The sequence below is a fragment of the Heyndrickxia shackletonii genome, from assembly GCF_001420715.1.
In the GTDB taxonomy this organism is placed as follows: Bacteria; Bacillota; Bacilli; order Bacillales; family Bacillaceae_C; genus Margalitia; species Margalitia shackletonii.
Genome location: NZ_LJJC01000006.1, coordinates 312,268 through 329,703, shown reverse-complemented (window position 1 = coordinate 329,703; position 17,436 = coordinate 312,268). Strand labels below are relative to the sequence as shown.

16 protein-coding genes are annotated in these 17,436 nt (G+C 37.0%); 13 read left to right on the top strand and 3 right to left on the bottom strand.

Translation table 11 applies throughout. The features are described from left to right. Positions 1–3 precede the first annotated feature (3 nt). Entirely contained in the window at positions 4–1,479 is a 1,476-nt protein-coding gene (locus tag AN964_RS19925; protein WP_055741565.1) for a methyl-accepting chemotaxis protein, read from the bottom strand. 295 nt (positions 1,480–1,774) lie between these two features. Between AN964_RS19925 and licT the strand changes: the two genes are divergently transcribed. The 13 genes from licT (at position 1,775) to AN964_RS19860 (ending at position 15,517) form a co-directional block, all read left to right on the top strand. Then, complete coding sequence (gene licT / locus AN964_RS19920) at positions 1,775–2,623, top strand: BglG family transcription antiterminator LicT (protein WP_055741883.1); 849 nt, start codon at positions 1,775–1,777, stop codon at positions 2,621–2,623. A gap of 315 nt (positions 2,624–2,938) precedes the next feature. Beyond that, positions 2,939–4,879 (top strand): beta-glucoside-specific PTS transporter subunit IIABC, encoded by a 1,941-nt coding sequence (locus tag AN964_RS19915; RefSeq protein ID WP_055741564.1) that lies wholly within the window; start codon positions 2,939–2,941, stop codon positions 4,877–4,879. 76 nt (positions 4,880–4,955) lie between these two features. Continuing rightward, positions 4,956–6,392 (top strand): 6-phospho-beta-glucosidase, encoded by a 1,437-nt coding sequence (gene ascB, locus AN964_RS19910; protein WP_055741563.1) that lies wholly within the window; start codon positions 4,956–4,958, stop codon positions 6,390–6,392. A 61-nt stretch (positions 6,393–6,453) separates the two neighbouring features. Beyond that, positions 6,454–7,239 (top strand): histidine phosphatase family protein, encoded by a 786-nt coding sequence (locus AN964_RS19905; RefSeq protein ID WP_163258577.1) that lies wholly within the window; start codon positions 6,454–6,456, stop codon positions 7,237–7,239. Between the two features lie 94 nt (positions 7,240–7,333). Further along, positions 7,334–8,776 carry a glycoside hydrolase family 1 protein gene (locus tag AN964_RS19900; protein WP_055741562.1) on the top strand — a complete coding sequence of 481 codons (1,443 nt, stop codon included), beginning with the start codon at positions 7,334–7,336 and terminating at the stop codon, positions 8,774–8,776. A gap of 287 nt (positions 8,777–9,063) precedes the next feature. Further along, positions 9,064–9,396, top strand: coding sequence for a PTS sugar transporter subunit IIA (locus AN964_RS19895; protein ID WP_055741561.1), 333 nt, complete (start codon positions 9,064–9,066; stop codon positions 9,394–9,396). Continuing rightward, positions 9,393–10,346 carry a glycosylasparaginase gene (locus AN964_RS19890; protein ID WP_055741560.1) on the top strand — a complete coding sequence of 318 codons (954 nt, stop codon included), beginning with the start codon at positions 9,393–9,395 and terminating at the stop codon, positions 10,344–10,346. Before AN964_RS19895 ends, AN964_RS19890 begins: the two co-directional genes overlap by 4 nt. A gap of 33 nt (positions 10,347–10,379) precedes the next feature. Further along, the gene (locus tag AN964_RS19885) at positions 10,380–11,099 is read left to right on the top strand and encodes a GntR family transcriptional regulator, LSA1692 subfamily (RefSeq protein WP_200915632.1); all 720 of its coding nucleotides are present in this window, start codon (positions 10,380–10,382) and stop codon (positions 11,097–11,099) included. 115 nt (positions 11,100–11,214) lie between these two features. After that, entirely contained in the window at positions 11,215–11,541 is a 327-nt protein-coding gene (locus AN964_RS19880) for a PTS sugar transporter subunit IIB (RefSeq protein WP_055741880.1), read from the top strand. 34 nt (positions 11,542–11,575) lie between these two features. Further along, on the top strand, positions 11,576–12,931 hold the full coding sequence (celB, locus tag AN964_RS19875; protein ID WP_055741559.1) for a PTS cellobiose transporter subunit IIC: 1,356 nt from the start codon (positions 11,576–11,578) through the stop codon (positions 12,929–12,931). An 11-nt stretch (positions 12,932–12,942) separates the two neighbouring features. After that, the gene (locus AN964_RS19870) at positions 12,943–13,461 is read left to right on the top strand and encodes a GrdB-related putative oxidoreductase (RefSeq protein WP_055741558.1); all 519 of its coding nucleotides are present in this window, start codon (positions 12,943–12,945) and stop codon (positions 13,459–13,461) included. A gap of 19 nt (positions 13,462–13,480) precedes the next feature. Beyond that, on the top strand, positions 13,481–14,779 hold the full coding sequence (locus AN964_RS19865) for a Sapep family Mn(2+)-dependent dipeptidase (RefSeq protein WP_055741557.1): 1,299 nt from the start codon (positions 13,481–13,483) through the stop codon (positions 14,777–14,779). A gap of 90 nt (positions 14,780–14,869) precedes the next feature. Beyond that, on the top strand, positions 14,870–15,517 hold the full coding sequence (locus AN964_RS19860) for a copper homeostasis protein CutC (RefSeq protein ID WP_055741556.1): 648 nt from the start codon (positions 14,870–14,872) through the stop codon (positions 15,515–15,517). Between the two features lie 63 nt (positions 15,518–15,580). Here AN964_RS19860 and guaC read toward each other — a convergent pair whose 3' ends face one another. Both guaC and AN964_RS19850 read right to left on the bottom strand, forming a co-directional pair. Then, complete coding sequence (guaC, locus tag AN964_RS19855) at positions 15,581–16,564, bottom strand: GMP reductase (RefSeq protein WP_055741555.1); 984 nt, start codon at positions 16,562–16,564, stop codon at positions 15,581–15,583. 145 nt (positions 16,565–16,709) lie between these two features. Continuing rightward, positions 16,710–17,336, bottom strand: a complete 627-nt coding sequence (locus AN964_RS19850; protein ID WP_055741554.1) for a TetR/AcrR family transcriptional regulator — start codon at positions 17,334–17,336, stop codon at positions 16,710–16,712. Positions 17,337–17,436: the final 100 nt, after the last annotated feature.

The window sequence follows — 17,436 nt, the reverse complement described above, 5'->3', positions numbered from 1 at the left end:
TTTTTAAAAGCTGTTTTTAATATTTTCTGCGCTATTTGCGGTATCTTGAATATAGGCAGCGATGGAGTGATTATCCTCGGTCATGCTTTCTATAGAGGCACTGACTTGTTGTATGCTGGCAGTTGCTTCTTCGATAATTGCAGCAAATTCCGTTGTGGAGGATTCTACATTTACGCTGTTTTTTCCAACTTCATTAGAGTGATCTTCAAATTTCTTGAATTGAGTATTTAACTTTTTCAGCATAATATCAAGTTGGGTAAAGTAAGAATGCACTTCTTTTGTCGTATTAACACTTTGATCTAAACTATCACTGCTTGTTTGCATATTAGCTTGTGCTAATTCATTGGAAGTATTTACTTGACTTAAGTTGTCCGTAATTTTCGTTGTGATATCTTTAGTTAGATCAGCTAATTTTCTAATTTCCTCTGCCACAACGGAGAATCCTTTGCCTGCTTCACCAGCACGAGCAGCTTCAATAGAGGCGTTTAAAGCTAGTAGATTGGTCTGCTCTGTAATTTGTTTAATATCATTAGCAAACTGATTTGTTTCTTCAATTTTTTGCGTTAAGACGGTAAAGTTTTCATTGAGCTTCGCAATCACATTTTGAAGGTGGTCCATTTCATTCGTAAGGTCCATTGCCTTCGCTTGCCCTTCGCTTGCAAGAGAACTAGACTTTATGGAATCCTCTATTAATTCCTTCGTTATTTTATTCATCTCATTTATTACAAGTAAATTTCTTTGTGCATTTTCAGCAATTCCAGATATTTGTTCACTTTGCACTTGACTCCCTGCCGAGACTTCACTCATGGCTATTTTCATTTCCTCTTGTGAAGTAAGGCTAAATTGTACTTTTTCGCTAATTTTCGTAATACTCTCGGCAATATTGGCTATTTCCATTTCAAGGCGATTCTTTTGCTTTTCTTTTGTTTTATTATCCTCTTCCGCAAGATGGATATATTCTTGCAGTTTTTTATATTGCTTTTGATTCAAAAATATAAGCATCCCTAATATAACGCCAGAGAATAAGTAGATAATAACAAAGGAACTTAGCTCTTCTGTTAAATATGCGTATCCTTTTGCCGGATATAGATTATTCATAATAAGAGTTATAAAGCCTAAAACATAACCAATGCCAAATATTCTTCCATTAAACTGTACGGCAGAAAAAACAGAAAAGAAAAAAATAGTCATAGCCGTGGATAATGAACCACCGTCTTTCCATAATAAACTTAAGTTAAATAGATTCATTACAATGACTATTGTATATGGGAAGATAATTTCTTTTTTATACTTATGTGCTAAAAAGAATACTAAAGGGTAGAAAATGATTTGAAAGATGTAGAAATAAATACTCCAGGTATTTTGCCCAGAGGTTAGTAAGCTGATGGAACCTAAAATAGTCGTAATTAAATACATAATAAGCATTAGTTTATTTCTGTTTCTCATATCTAAAACTTTTAATTGCTGAATTGCCGTCATGGTGTCCTCCTATAGTCATTAGTTTTTACTATTTATATCGGTAGAAATAATTGATTTTTAAAATTTTTTGAAAAAACGTTCTTAGTTATTTATATCTAGTAAACTGGCAGCTTGACAGGTCTATTAACCTATGGTAAAAAGAAAGTAATCGTTTACATGAATGGATTGTTACTGCTCGGCAGGCAAAACCTAAATTTGTAAAGGGAGTATCTTATGGTATTCTATGTACAAATTTAGGTTTTTTTATTTGGTTTTAGGAAGATTTACAAAATACTTCAATCAAGGGCGAGTGGAAATGGAGATTAAAAAGATATTAAACAATAATGTTGTCGTATCAACAAATGAATTAAATCAGGAAATAGTTGTAATGGGGAGAGGGCTTGCTTTTCAAAAGAAGGTCGGCGAGTCCATTGATGAATCTAAGATTGAGAAAACCTTTGTGCTAGAGACCCGTGGAATATCTGAAAAGCTTGCAAAATTATTAAGAGATACTTCCGAGGTATATTTGAACATTTCCGCCAAAATTTTGGATTATGCACAAACCCATCTGCCATTTAAATTAGATGAATATCTTTATGTCGCATTAACAGATCACATCAGTTTTGCGATTAGCAGGCATAAGCAGGGTATCCATTTAACAAATCCACTATTATGGGAGATCAGGAAATATTATAAGCAGGAATTTCAAGTTGCCCTCAAGGCTCTTGCCATTATTGAAAAGGAAACAGGAATCGCCCTTGGGGAGGATGAAGCAGCCTCCATTGCATTGCATCTAGTAAATAGCCAGATTTCCGGCGAGAATATGGCAGCTGCTGTGCAAATCACAGAGATGGTAAATACTATTTTGAATATAGTTAAATACCATTTTAAAATGGAGTTGGATGAGAACTCAGTTAATTACGAAAGGTTTCTAACACATCTTCGTTTTTTTGCTGTCCGCTTTGTTCGCAAGGAAAAACTAGAGGAAACGGTGGATCAGTTTTTTATTGAACAGATTCAGCTAAAGTATCCTGAGGCATATTCATGTACCCAAAAGATTGCAACTTATTTAGAAAATCAATTTAATTGGGGTGTGACAAAGGACGAGGAAATATATTTAACTGTCCATATCCATCGCGTTACAAATCGCCATAAAATGAAGTAATTTTTGCAAAAAATCCCATTAAGAAAGCGTTGACAATTCATGAAAGCGCATGCTAAAGTAAAAATACAAAATTCAATATTGAATTCATTAGGATTGTTACTGATTACTCAGGCAAAACCTAAATTGTATTGTCAAACTTCTTGGCATGCAGTTTAGGTTTTTTTGTTTTTATAAGGAATTAAATAGGATTGTGAAGGAATGTTACCTTTTTGGGCATAACCTGAACTGATCTGTACGAGGCTCTATTTTTACCTGTACAGATTGGCTCAGGTTTTTTTATTACAAAAATAAATAAAGGAAAGAAGGGGTAAGGGTATGAAGTACGAACAGCTCGCAAAAGACATTATTAAAAATGTTGGTGGCAAGGAAAACGTTAACAGTGTTGTACATTGTATTACTCGCTTACGCTTTAAGCTAAAAGACGAGAGCAAGGCTAATACCGATGTATTAAAAAATATGGATGGTGTCGTAACCGTTATGAAAAGCGGGGGTCAGTACCAAGTGGTTATCGGTAACCATGTGCCTGATGTCTATAAAGATGTAGTGACAATTGGTGGGTTTCAATCCGAATCACCTGTAGACGAAGAAGAAGACGGAAAAAAACAAAATTTATTTAATAGATTCATTGATATGATTTCCGGTATTTTTGCGCCGACACTTGGTGTATTAGCCGCAACAGGTATGATTAAAGGCTTTAACGCCTTATTTATGGCATTAGGCTGGTATTCAGATAAAACCGGGACTTATCAAATCTTAAATGCTATAGGGGACTGCTTGTTCTATTTCTTCCCAATCTTTTTAGGGTTCACAGCTGCTAAGAAATTTAAAGGAAATCAATTTATAGGAATGGCTATTGGTGCTGCATTAGTGTATCCAACACTATCCGGTTTAACGGCAGGTAAGCCGCTATATACCTTATTTGCAGGAACAATGTTTGAATCGCCTGTCCATATTACCTTTTTGGGAATTCCAGTAATATTAATGACCTATTCTTCATCGGTTATTCCAATTGTGATTGCCGCATGGGTTGGTGCGAAATTAGAAAAATGGTTTACAAAAGTAATTCCAGATGTAGTGAAGACATTCTTAGTTCCATTCTTTACATTGCTTGTTACTGTGCCACTTACATTTATTGTAATTGGACCGATTGCTACATGGGCAGGACAGCTTTTAGGACAACTAACTCTTTGGTTAATCAGTTTAAGTCCGATCGTTGCTGGTATCTTCCTTGGCGCGTTATGGCAAGTCTTTGTTATCTTCGGGCTGCACTGGGGGCTTATTCCGATTGCGATTAATAATATTGTCGTGATGCATTCAGACCCAATTCTAGCACTGATTTTTGCCGCATCTTTTGCCCAAACAGGTGCCGTGCTTGGTGTTTGGCTTAAAACGAAAGACAAAAAGTTAAAATCATTAAGTATTCCAGCGTTTATATCCGGTATTTTCGGGGTTACTGAGCCGGCCATTTACGGGATTACCCTTCCGAAGAAAAAACCATTTATTATCAGCTGTATTGCAGCTGCAATTGGCGGAGGCCTTCTCGGTGTATTCGGTTCAAAAATTTATATGATGGGGGGACTTGGCGTTTTTGGTTTCCCAAGCATGATTGATCCAAAGGCCGGAATAAATATAGGGTTCTGGGGCGCAATCATCGCTGTTGTCACTGCTTTCATCCTTGGCTTTATCTTAACTTATTTATTTGGCGGAGCAGGAAAAGAGAATAAGAATGCAGATGCATCTGAGACTAAAATTCCGGAACAAAAGCAAACGGATGTGAATGTAAAAAGCGAAGTTATTTCAAGCCCATTTACAGGGGAAATAAAGTCTTTATCCGAATTGAAAGATGCCGCGTTTGCATCCGGTGCACTTGGCAAGGGTGTGGCAATTGAGCCATCAGAAGGAAAGCTTTATTCTCCGGTGTCAGGGACTGTTTCTGCATTATTCCCAACACATCATGCTATTGGGATTACATCTGATCAAGGTGCTGAAATATTAATCCATATTGGTATGGACACAGTTCAGTTAGAGGGTAACTATTTCTCTGCTCATACAACACAAGGTGCACGCGTAGAAAAAGGGCAGTTATTAATAGAATTTAATATAGAAGGAATTAAATCAGCTGGTTATGTGGTGACAACACCAGTGGTTGTAACAAATCATGAGAAATATACACTCGTTCCAACAGAAGAACAAAATATCCAAGCGGTCGAGCGTTTAATCGAGTTACAAGTTAAATCAAATTCAGTGGCTGTTTAAATTAATCTAAAGAATGTTGAAGAAGGGAATCCAATATTTTTCCTTCTTCAACTACATTAGAAAGGGAGAGGTTAATATGAAGAAGTTTTCATTTCCTGAAGGTTTTTTATGGGGTGGCGCTATTGCTGCCAACCAATCAGAAGGTGCATATTTAGAAGGTGGAAAAGGATTAACAACGGTAGACTTAATGCCAACTGGTAAAAATAGATGGGATATAGCGACAGGGACAGTTGATTCCTTTAAACCAAAGGAAGAAGAATTTTATCCATCCCACGAGGCAATAGATTTTTATCATCGTTATAAAGAGGATATTGCTCTATTTGCGGAGATGGGGTTTAAAGCACTGCGTATTTCAATTTCTTGGGCGAGGATATTCCCTAATGGGGATGACGAACAACCGAATGAGGCAGGGTTAAAGTTTTACGACGATTTATTTGATGAGCTTTTAAAACATGGGATTCAGCCGGTAGTGACCATTGCCCATTTTGATGTTCCTGTACATTTGGTTGAAAAGTATGGAAGCTGGAGAAACCGCAAACTTGTACACTTTTTTGAAACCTATGCAAAAACGATTTTCAAACGTTACAAAGATAAAGTCAAATATTGGATGACGTTTAATGAAATCAATATGCTTTTACACCTGCCGTTTGTAGGTGCTGGTCTTGTTTTTAAAGAAGGGGAAAATAAGCTGCAAATTCAGTATCAAGCAGCACATCATCAGCTTGTTGCAAGTGCATTGGCAGTAAAAGCATGCCATGAGATTATTCCTGATGCAAAAATTGGCTGTATGTTGGCAGCTGGTATGACCTATCCTTATACGTGCAATCCGGATGATGTTTATAAAGCAATGGAAAAAGATCGTGAATCGTTCTTCTTTATCGATGTGCAGTCACGAGGAGCATATCCGGGGTATGCAATTCGATTCTTTAAAGACAATCAATTATCCATCGACATGGAAGACGGCGATGAGGAACTTTTGAAAAATGGAACTGTTGATTATATCGGTTTCAGCTATTATGGCAGCCGGGCGACAAGTACCGATCCTGAAATATTAAAGCAAATTGGAAGCGGAAATGTATTTGCTTCTGTTGAGAATCCATATTTAGAGAAATCTGAATGGGGCTGGCCAATTGATGCCAAGGGCTTCCGAATTACTGCTAATCAGCTGTATGACCGTTATCAAAAACCATTGTTTGTTGTGGAAAATGGGCTTGGTGCAGTGGACGAGGTTACTCCTGAAGGGGAGATTAACGACGACTACCGAATTGATTACCTCAGAAAACATGTCGCTGCAATGGGAGAAGCCATTCAAGATGGTGTAGAAATTCTCGGCTATACAAGCTGGGGGCCAATCGATATTATTAGCGCCTCTACAGGTGAGATGAAAAAACGATATGGTTATATTTATGTTGATAAAGATAACGAAGGACATGGAACACTGAGCAGAATGAAAAAGAAAAGTTTTTACTGGTATAAGGAAGTGATTGCGTCAAATGGGGGAAACCTTGACTAGTAGAGCGATGGTATCCAAAACATGATCAGATAGAAATAGTTAATAGATGGAGATGGATGAAATGAAAAAGCTTCTGGCTGCATGTGTATCCTTAATGGTTATCCTATCATTGGCAGCTTGTAATCAATCAAAAACTTCTAGCGAAACAACCGTGAACAAGGGTAAGGATAAGACAGTTACCTTTTATATAACACGACACGGGAAAACAATTTTTAATACCAATGACCGAGTTCAAGGCTGGTCTGATACACCATTGACAGAGGATGGGGTTAAGGTAGCCGAGAATTTAGGTAAAGGTTTAAAAACAGACAAGGTAAAATTTAATGCTGCATATAGCAGTGATAGTGGAAGAGCAATTGAAACGGCAAATCTAGTATTAAAAAATAGTGGTCAACAAAATCTAGTGCTAAATCAAGATAAAAATTTGCGGGAAGTGTACTTTGGCAAATTTGAAGGCGATTTAAATGAAAATATGTGGGGCCAAGTAATGAAATCATTGAACATGAATTCAATGGATAACCTAATGAAATTGGGGCTGCCGAAATTAATAGATACCATTTCCAGTATTGATAATACTAAACAAGCGGAAAATTGGGACCAAGTTTCTAACCGTGTTAAATCTGCAATAGATAAAATTGCAAAAAAACAAGCAAAACAAGGAGGCAATGTTCTCATTGTAAGTCATGGCATGACAATTGACGCCTTTCTTTCCATCATTGCACCGGATCAGCCACTGGTTCAATTAGATAATGCAAGTGTTACTAAGGTAGAGTACCGTGACGGGAAATATAAAGTAAAATCAGTGAATGACTTGAGCTATGTTAAAAAAGGGGAAAAAGAAGATTAAGCTTTTTTCCGTGTCTTACTTACTCGAAAAATCTTTGGCGGTTATTTTTATAACTGCCATTTACTTTTAATAAATTTTTACGGAGGTAATCTGAATGGCAAACACAAGTAAAAGATTCCCACAAGGCTTTTTATGGGGAGGGGCTACGGCTGCGAACCAATTAGAAGGCGGTTTTCATGAAGGAAATAAAGGATTAAACATTGCCGATGTTCTGCCTGGAGGAAAAGAACGTCTGAAAATTTTACAATCACCAGGCTTTGATTTTGAAATTCACGAAGATAAATATACTTATCCTAATCATGAAGCAATTGATTTTTATCATCGCTATAAGGAAGATATCGCCTTATTTGCAGAAATGGGTTTCAAGTGCTACCGTATGTCCATCGCTTGGACAAGGATTTTTCCTAACGGAGATGAGTTGGAACCAAATGAAGAAGGTTTAGCATTTTATGATAGAGTGTTCGATGAATTGCATAAGCATGGAATTGAACCGGTAGTTACGATTTCTCATTATGAAATGCCCGTATACCTTGTAAAAAATTATGGTGGTTGGAGAAGCCGCGAGGTAGTTGCATTCTTTGAAAAATACGTAAAAGCGATTTTTTCACGCTATAAGGATAAAGTGAAATATTGGTTAACTTTCAATGAAATTAATTCTGGTCTTGCCATGCCAATTATGGGTCTTGGTTTTTCCATTTATAATGAGGAAGATAAATACCAAGGGACATTCCAGGCATACCATCATCAATTTATTGCAAGCAGTTTAGCGGTGAAAGCTTGCCACGAAATGATTCCTGATGCAAAAATCGGCTGTATGATTCTTTATGCACCAACCTATTCTTATGATTGTAACCCTGAAAATGTCATGTATGCCCTTCAAGAGGGACGTATTTTTAATAATTTCTGCGCGGATGTTCAAGTAAGAGGGGAATATCCTACCTTCATTAAGCGTTATTTTAAAGAACATAATATTAATCTTGATATTCAACCGGGTGATTTAGAATTGATTAAACAGTATCCGGTCGATTTTATCAGCTTTAGTTACTACATGTCCCGTACTGAAAAGAAACACAAAACAGCGGCTGAGCAAGGGGACGGAAATATTATTGGAGGAATAAAAAATCCATTCCTTAAAGCAAGTGAATGGGGATGGGAAATTGATCCTATCGGTTTAAGAATTACATTAAACGAATTCTATGATCGCTACCGTAAACCACTTTTTATTGTGGAGAATGGTTTAGGAGCGAAGGATACGGTAGAAGCAGATGGCTCCATTAACGATGATTATCGAATTGAATATTTACGTGAGCATATAGAACAAATGCGCGAAGCTATTGAAGATGGCGTTGAATTGATGGGTTATACGCCTTGGGGATGCATCGACTTAGTTAGTGCGTCCACAGGAGAAATGTCGAAGCGCTACGGATTCATTTACGTTGATAAACATGACGATGGCAGCGGAACGTTAGAACGGAAGAAGAAAAAATCCTTCTATTGGTATAAAGAAGTAATTGCTACAAATGGAGAAAAATTATAAATAAAAATAGGGAACATGATCCTTTTCATCATGAGACAAGAGACATTGCGATTATCGGGCAATGTCTCTTAATTTTTAGTAGAAAAGCGGAAGGATTTCCTAAATCAGGTAAATTTCATTGAAACTTTTTGGAACTTTCACTTATAAATCCTCTAATTAGCAATAAATAATAGATTTCCATATTTAAATATAGTCCAACAATTAAAATAGTTTAATAGATTGGCTATTGAATAGTATATACAAAATGGTATATACTATTTTTAATTTCAGAATAAAGGGGAGTTAGTATGGATGAGATGAACTTATTTGCCTTTCAACTTATTTCCAAGGCAGGAGATAGTTTTTCTATGATGATGGAGGGGCTAGAAAATGCAAAGGCCGGAAATATTGTAGAGGCTAAAAAATTGATGAAAGATGCAAAAGATACTTTAAATGAAGCTCATAAAATTCATACTGAATTATTAGTGAAAGAAGCTCAAGGTGAAACTATTACATACTCACCAATTCTGGTACACGCTCAAGATCATATGACAAAAGCATCTTTGGCGGATATTTTTATAAATGAGCAGATCAATCTTTATCAAATAATATTTGAAATGAAGGAGGGAAAAGTCGTTTGAAGTGGGGAATCATTGCAACTTGGCGTATGGCATATGAAGGAATAATGGGTGCAGCCGAAGACTTAAGCCAAGGCTTAAGTGCAAAGGATGCATTAGAGAATACAATCAAAGCGGTAGAAGATTACCCTTTTTATAAGTCGGTCGGATATGGCGGATTGCCAAATGAGCAAGGAATTGTGGAATTAGATGCAGCTTATATGGACGGTGATAATTTTAATATTGGCGCAGTCGCAGGAATACAAGATGTGAAAAATCCAATTTCAGTTGCCCGAAAATTAAGCAACAATCGTTTTAATAGTTTCCTTGTTGGAAGTGGAGCTACTGCATATGCGCAAAAAAACAATTTTGAAAGAATCAATATGCTTACGGAGCGTGCCAAAAAGATTTGGGAGAACCGTTTAGAGGAAATGAAAAATAGCAATTTAAGCCCTTATGATGGACATGATACAGTTGGAGCTGTTTGCTTAGACAAGAATAAATCGATGGTTGCTGGTACATCGAGCTCAGGTTTATTTATGAAAAAGCAAGGACGTGTTGGTGACTCACCATTATCCGGTTCCGGCTTTTATGTAGACAGTGAAATCGGTGGTGCTACAGCAACCGGATTAGGTGAAGATTTGATGAAAGGCTGTTTGAGCTATGAAATTGTTCGTCTAATGGGTGAAGGGCTGTCACCGCAAGCCGCTGCTGACAAAGCGGTTTATGAGTTCCATGATAAATTAGCGAAACGCAAAGGAAAAGCAGGAGCATTTTCATTGGTCTGTATGAATAATAAAGGGGAATGGGGCGTTGCAACAAATGTAGAATTTTCTTTTGTTGTAGCTACTGATAAGGAATCACCAAAGATTTATTTAGCGAATAAAGGCGAAGGCCATACAACAATTATAGAAGAAGCATCACAAGAATGGCTTGATGCATATGAAGAAAGAATTAAAAGACCCATTCAATAATAATAAGGTCTTTAAAACTAGGAGAGAAAAGAGATGACGATGCCGAAAGCAGTTTATTTAGAAGTGGCAGAACGTTTAATAGAAGAAATTGAAAAAGGAAAGTATGGTGTGCATCAAAAATTGCCGTCTGAATATGAGCTTGCCAAGAAATATGATGTAAGCCGGCTTACTGTTCGAAAATCAATTGATCATCTGGCTCAATTAAATTATGTCGTAAAGCAAAAAAATAAGGGTACCTATGTCATGGCTAAAGCGAAAATCTTAAGCGGTGGATCAGGATTGGTTGGTTTTTCCGAGGCTGCAAAACTTTATGGTATGCAAACCAAGACAAAGGTAATTGACCTGACGGAAACCAGCAATTATTCAGATGCTGTAAGAAGTTCCCTGCATTTAGAAAAAGATGCACCAATACACCATATAGAGCGGATTCGCTATGCAGATAATGAGCCGATGACGTATGAAGAAATTTATTTGAATAAATCAGTTGTCAGTGAAATAACAAAAGAAGAAGTGGAAACATCTTTATTTGAGGCGATAGAAAAACATATAAAAATTGGCTATTCTCATCAGGATATCGAGGCAGTTCTTATTGATGAAAGGTTGAGTGAACTGTTACAGGTACCTATTGGCAACCCTGTTTTTTTAGTTCATTCTGTTACCTTCTCTATTGATGGGTATCCAATATTATTTGACACCTCTTATTATCGAGCAGACAAATACAAATTTAAAAATATCTTAAATCGTAATCAATAATAAGATTGCACTTATAAGTGAAAAGCCCTTTTTAAAGGTTTTCCTGTATAAATAATTAACAGAAACTTTCCAAATGATTAAAAATATGAATGCACCTGAAATGGAGGAAGCAAAAATGGGAAAAAAGAAAATCTATTTGTTTTGTGATGCAGGGATGTCAACTAGCATAATGGTAAATCAAATGCAGGGAATAGCAGACAAGCACAATATGCCGCTTGAGATATCCGCTTATCCGATTGCTAGAGCACAAGAAACGGTAGAAAAAGAGAAACCAATCTGTATCTTACTTGGGCCACAGGTCAAATTCTTGTTGAAATCAACACAGGAAACATTCGAGCCGATGGGTATCCCAGTTGCGGCAATTGCACCGGAAATCTATGGAGCTATGGATGGGGAAAAGGCATTAAAAGAGGCGTTAAAATTAATCAAAAATAAAAAATAGGTTAATGGACAGCAGGAAGGGAGAAACGATCAACGTGAAAAAATTCATGAGCCTAATGGAAAAATTCTTAATGCCGCTTGCTAAGGCGATTGGGGAAAATAAATATTTAATTGCCATCAGAGATGGCTTTTTAATCTCAACACCAATGTTGATAATAGGTTCTACTTTTCTATTAATTGCAAACTTCCCAATTCCAATTTGGAATACGTGGATGACTCATCTTTTAGGTGATGATTGGGCGACCAAAATGAGTATGCCTGCCTCAGCAAGCTTTGATGTCATGACAATACTTGCTGTTGTAGGGATAGCCTATAGCTTAGGAAGGCTATTAGAAATTGACGCAATAGCAGCAGGGGTTATGTCGCTTGTGTTATTTTTTATCGTGACACCATTAACGATTGATTTCACACCGGAAGGAACAGATAAACTCTATCATGTTGCCGGACTGCCAATGCAGTGGATGGGATCAAGAGGTTTATTTTTAGGAATTATTGTAGCTCTTTTAGGGACAAGACTTTTCGCTATTTTTGTAAAAAAGGGTTGGGTTATCAAAATGCCTGCGGGAGTTCCGCCAACTGTAGTGAAATCCTTTGAATCTCTTATTCCGGGATTCTTAGTGATTACGATTTTCTTTATCATCAGCTGGCTCTTTTCCATTACTCCATTTGGCAGTGTACAAGAATTTATTTATCAATTTTTGCAATATCCATTAGTAAAACTGGGAAATACTCTTGGAGCTATGATCGTAGCTTATTTATTCTTACACTTTTTCTGGTTTTTTGGTATCAACGGATCCAGTGTAGTAGGGGCTGTATTTAACCCAGTTCTCCGAGCTCTATCATTGGAAAATTTAGATGCTTTTAAACATGGGGAAAAACTGCCAAATATCATTACCGGTGATTTTCAAGATATGTTTGCAACATTTGGCGGTGCGGGTTCTACTCTTTCCCTTATTGTTGTAATGCTAATTGTTTGCAAGAGTCAAAGAACAAAAAAATTATCTCAGCTCTCTTTAGTTCCTGGAATATTTGGTATTAATGAACCGATTATTTTCGGTCTGCCAATTGTATTAAATCCAATTATTTTAATACCTTTTGTCATTGTTCCGACCATCAATATTATTATTACTTATTTTGCCATGGATTGGGGTCTTGTTCCGTTTACAAATGGCATTCAGCTACCTTGGACAACGCCAATAATTATTTCAGGTCTTCTCGTCAGCGGTTGGCAAGGAGCGGTTTTACAAGCAATCTTATTTGTTTTAGGAATGTTCATTTATTATCCATTTATAAAGGTGCTTGATAAACAATATTTAGAAGAAGAGAAAAAAGCAAACGAAAAAGAGGATGAAGATATTTCCTTTGATGATATCGATTTTGAAAGCCTATAGGAGATGGGGTAATGAGAAAGATTATATTAGTTCTAAATCATGTACAAGCAGGCTTTGGCAGTGATGAGAACGCGATGCTGCAACCGGGTGGAAAAAAGTCGGCAATTGGTCCTGGAAAAACACTAGAACCATTTCTTGCAGAGCTGGACGCAAAAATAATTGCAACACTCTATTGCGGTGATCAATATTTTGCTTCCAGTCCTTTAGAAGTCCAAAAGAAATTTGTTGGTTTTGCGAAAAAGTTCGAAGCAGATGCTGTTCTTTGCGGTCCAGCCATGCACTATCCTCTATTTGGAGAAATGTGCGGTAGCTTAGCAAAAGCATTTAATGAACAAGGAATCCCGGCTATCGCAGCAATGTCCTTGGAAAATCCGGCAACGGAAAAATACAGCAAAGATTTTCCGGTTGAGAAAATGCCAAAAAAAGGTGGAATTGGATTGAACGATTCCCTTCAGAATATGGCAAAATTAGTAGTTGAGAAAGCAAATGACCATGATACAAAAGAGCTGGAAGAAAAAATATGCTTCTAAATAAGCGGGGTGTTCCTTCATGCATGAAAAGATAATAGATGCAGTTAAGGCAAATAAAGAGATTTTCCTGTCTGGACTTCGACAAATCATGCAGATTGAAAGTGTGGAAGAAAAGCCAAAGCCAGAAGCCCCATTCGGTGAAGGGCCAAAGCAGGCACTGAACCAAGTATTATTGCTCGCTGAAAATATGGGCTTTCAAACAGGAGTAGTAAATCATGCAGTTGGTTATGCGCAGCTTGGTGAGAACAATCAAGACTATATCGGTGTACTGGGACATCTGGATGTTGTTCCGGCAGGTGACGGTTGGAATTATCCGCCCTTCGATTTAACGTTTGAAAATGGAAACCTATATGGTCGTGGCATATTAGACAATAAAGGTCCAATCATCAGTTGTTTGTATGCGCTTTATACATTGAAAATGCTAAATATTCCACTTTCAAAAACGATACGGGTTATGTTTGGAACAAATGAGGAAAGCGGATGCCATGATATTCCCCTTTATCTTGAAAAGGAACATCCGCCTTTATATGGTTTTACACCTGACTGCAAATATCCAGCTGTATATGGGGAACGAGGCTTAATCGATGTTACAATCAAAACGTGCATAACAGATGGTTCACATGCTTCAATTGAAAAAATCGAAGCGGATTTTACAAAAAGCAGTGTACCGGATCATATGAAGATACAATTTTCAGATGGTCAATGGAAAGAACTATTCGGTAAAAGATCTCCAAGCAATGCACCTGAATTAGGGGAAAATGTCATTACAATATTTGCTAGAGAAGCAGGAGTATTTAATGGCCAATTTGCCTATTATCTAAACTGGCTGGAACAAGGATTTCATCTTAAGCATAATGGTGAAGGGCTGAATTTGGAGTACGCTGATGAAGCTTCGGGCAAGCTATTGCTTACCCCCTATAAATTGGAGATAGAAGACGAAGCGGTGCTCCTATCTGTTTCCATGAGGTATCCGATTTCCATAAAAGAAGAAACGATCCTACAAACACTAAAAGCAAATCTGCCTGATAACAGTAAGATTATTATTAATCGAAGAATGCCATCTACCCAATTTGATTTAAATCATCCTATGTTATCGGTGATGAAGAATATTTATGAAAAATGTACTGGAATGGACGGTACCCCTGTTACAACAACAGGAGCCACATATGCCCGGTTTATGCCAAATACGATTGCATTTGGACCGTCATTTCCTGGACAAAAGGGGATTGCCCATAATAAGGACGAGTATATGTCTCTTAGTGATTTAATGAAAAATATGGAGATTTATGCTCTTACCATATATGAGCTTGCCAAATAAAGTCCCTTCAAAAATGGTAAACTTGTAATAAATGGTCAGTGAGTATAGTAAGATTTTCTCACTGATCCTTTTTTGTTAGGAGGATAGAAGATGATTAAAGAGGTTTGCGTAGAAAATTTTACGGTTGTTCCCGAGGCCATTGCAAGAGGGGCTAATCGCATTGAGTTGTGTGACAATCTGTCAGTCGGGGGAACCACAGTCAGTCATGGTGTTCTTGTTAAAACGATTATATATTGCAAAAGCAAAAACGTAAAAGTAATGACTATTATTAGACCTCGTGGAGGAAACTTTATCTACAATCAAGAAGAATTGGATATGATGTACGAGGACATCATCCATTGCAAACAATTAGGAGGAGATGGGGTTGTAATCGGATGTTTAGATGAGAATGGCTGGATAGATGAGATTGCAATGAAACTCCTACTAGATGCGGCAAAAGGTATGGACATTACCTTCCATATGGCATTTGACCACATAAAAAGTGAATCCCAATTTCGTGCTATTGATTGGTTGGCAAAGCATAATGTTCATCGTATTTTGACACATGGAGGACCGAGTCATACATCAATTGAAGGCAATTTAAATAGGTTAAAAGAATACGTTGATTATGCTGGAAATCGAATTATTATTCTGCCTGGCGGTGGAATCACGGATCAAAACTCTGCCTTCATCTCAAGCACATTAGGTGTAAAGGAAGTACACGGAACCAAAATAGTGGGAAGTTTTGAACGGGTATAACATAATGAGGGGATAGTTTCCTTTTCCCACTTAAGTGAAAAGGAACTTGTCCCCCCGCCCATTTTAATATACTTTATCCCCATTAAATATAGAGTTTTTTACAATGACATAATCCACATTACGAATCGCATCTAATTTATTGCCGCCTGCGTAAGAAATAGAGGATTGAAGGTCTTGCTCCATTTCGATTAAGGTATCGATTAAATGGCCTTTGTGCTCTACAAGCATTTTTTTGCCTTCTACATTTTTTCTTTCCCCTTTTTGAAATTCAGAAGCGGAACCGAAATATTCTTTAAATAGCTTTCCATCCCTTTCAATCGTTTCCCCAGGTGATTCTTCATGTCCGGCAAATAAGGATCCAATCATGACCATTGTTGCACCAAATCGAATTGATTTTGCGATATCACCATGTGTGCGAATGCCACCATCGGCAATGATTGGCTTGCTTGCGGCTTTAGCACACCAGCGAAGAGCAGCTAGCTGCCAACCGCCTGTCCCAAATCCAGTTTTAATTTTCGTGATACATACTTTTCCTGGTCCGATACCGACCTTTGTTGCATCTGCACCGGCATTTTCTAATTCTCTTACAGCCTCAGGAGTACCAACGTTTCCTGCAATAACAAAGCTTTTAGGTAAATGCTTTTTAATATGCTGAATCATGTTGATTACTGCATTAGAATGACCGTGTGCAATATCAATCGTAATAAATTCCGGTACTAGATTTTGTTGCGCCAATTCCTCAATGAATTGATACTCTTCCTCTTTCACGCCAACGCTGATGGATGCAATTAATCCTCGGGACTTCATATCCTTAATAAAGGCAATTCGCTTCTCTGGTTGGAAACGGTGCATAATATAAAAGTAACCGTTTTCTGCTAGGAAAATGGAGTTTTTCTCATCCATAATGGTCTGCATATTTGCGGGTACAACAGGCAATTTAAAAGTGTGCCCTCCCAAAGTTACAGTTGTATCACATTCAGAACGGCTATTAACAATACATTTATTAGGAATTAATTGAATATCTTCGTAATCAAATACATTTTCCATGGATTTCACCTCAAAACACGAATATTTAGCGTGTGTTATTTTTAAACGTTCGTATATTGTTAATTTACCTTATTTTATTCATTATGTCAAAGTTTTAAAAAATTTATGTGAAGCACAAAAATCCATGGTTCATGTAGTAAACGAATTATTTACCAAAAAAGCCTTTCCAGAATACATTCAATATATTTGTAGCTGTTTCCTCGGCAGTTGCAAAAAAACGAGTTCCATCCGATTGTTTATAATTCCCCACTTTAACTAATGCAATGTAAGAATGAGCGGCGAATTTTGCGTTAATACTGGGTATCTCTTTAGCTTTTCCAGCAGCTATAAATGCATCTTCAATGCTGCTATACATTTTTTCTTCGGCTATTTTCATTGCCTGTATTTGTTCATCGGATAAAGAAGATCTGGATTCTCTCATAAATCCATCTAAATCAAAGGAGGTTGTCGCTTGTAAATGGGCGATGGTAACATCAAATAGCCTTTCATATAATGGTTTATCTATGCTAAGTATTTGAATTATTCGTTCGCGTATTCTACCCATCAGTGAAACGATCGTTTCTTTAAAAAGCTCTGCTTTTGTATCGAAGTAGTAGTAAACAGTTGCCTTTGTCATTCCAGCCTCAGAGGCAATATCGTCAACAGATACCTTTTGAAATCCATTTTCAAAAAATAGACGTGTCGCTGCTTGTAAAATAACGTCCCTTGTGGGTAATGTTTTGCCTTTACTTTTTGGTCTGCCAAGTGTTCGACCTTGTTTTTGCTCTGCCATCTGTATCTTCTCCCTGTTAAAAGTTCAAAATAATTTCTTTTGAAAATTAACTAACCAGTATATATAATTAATTTTATTGTATATATATTTTAAATCAAAG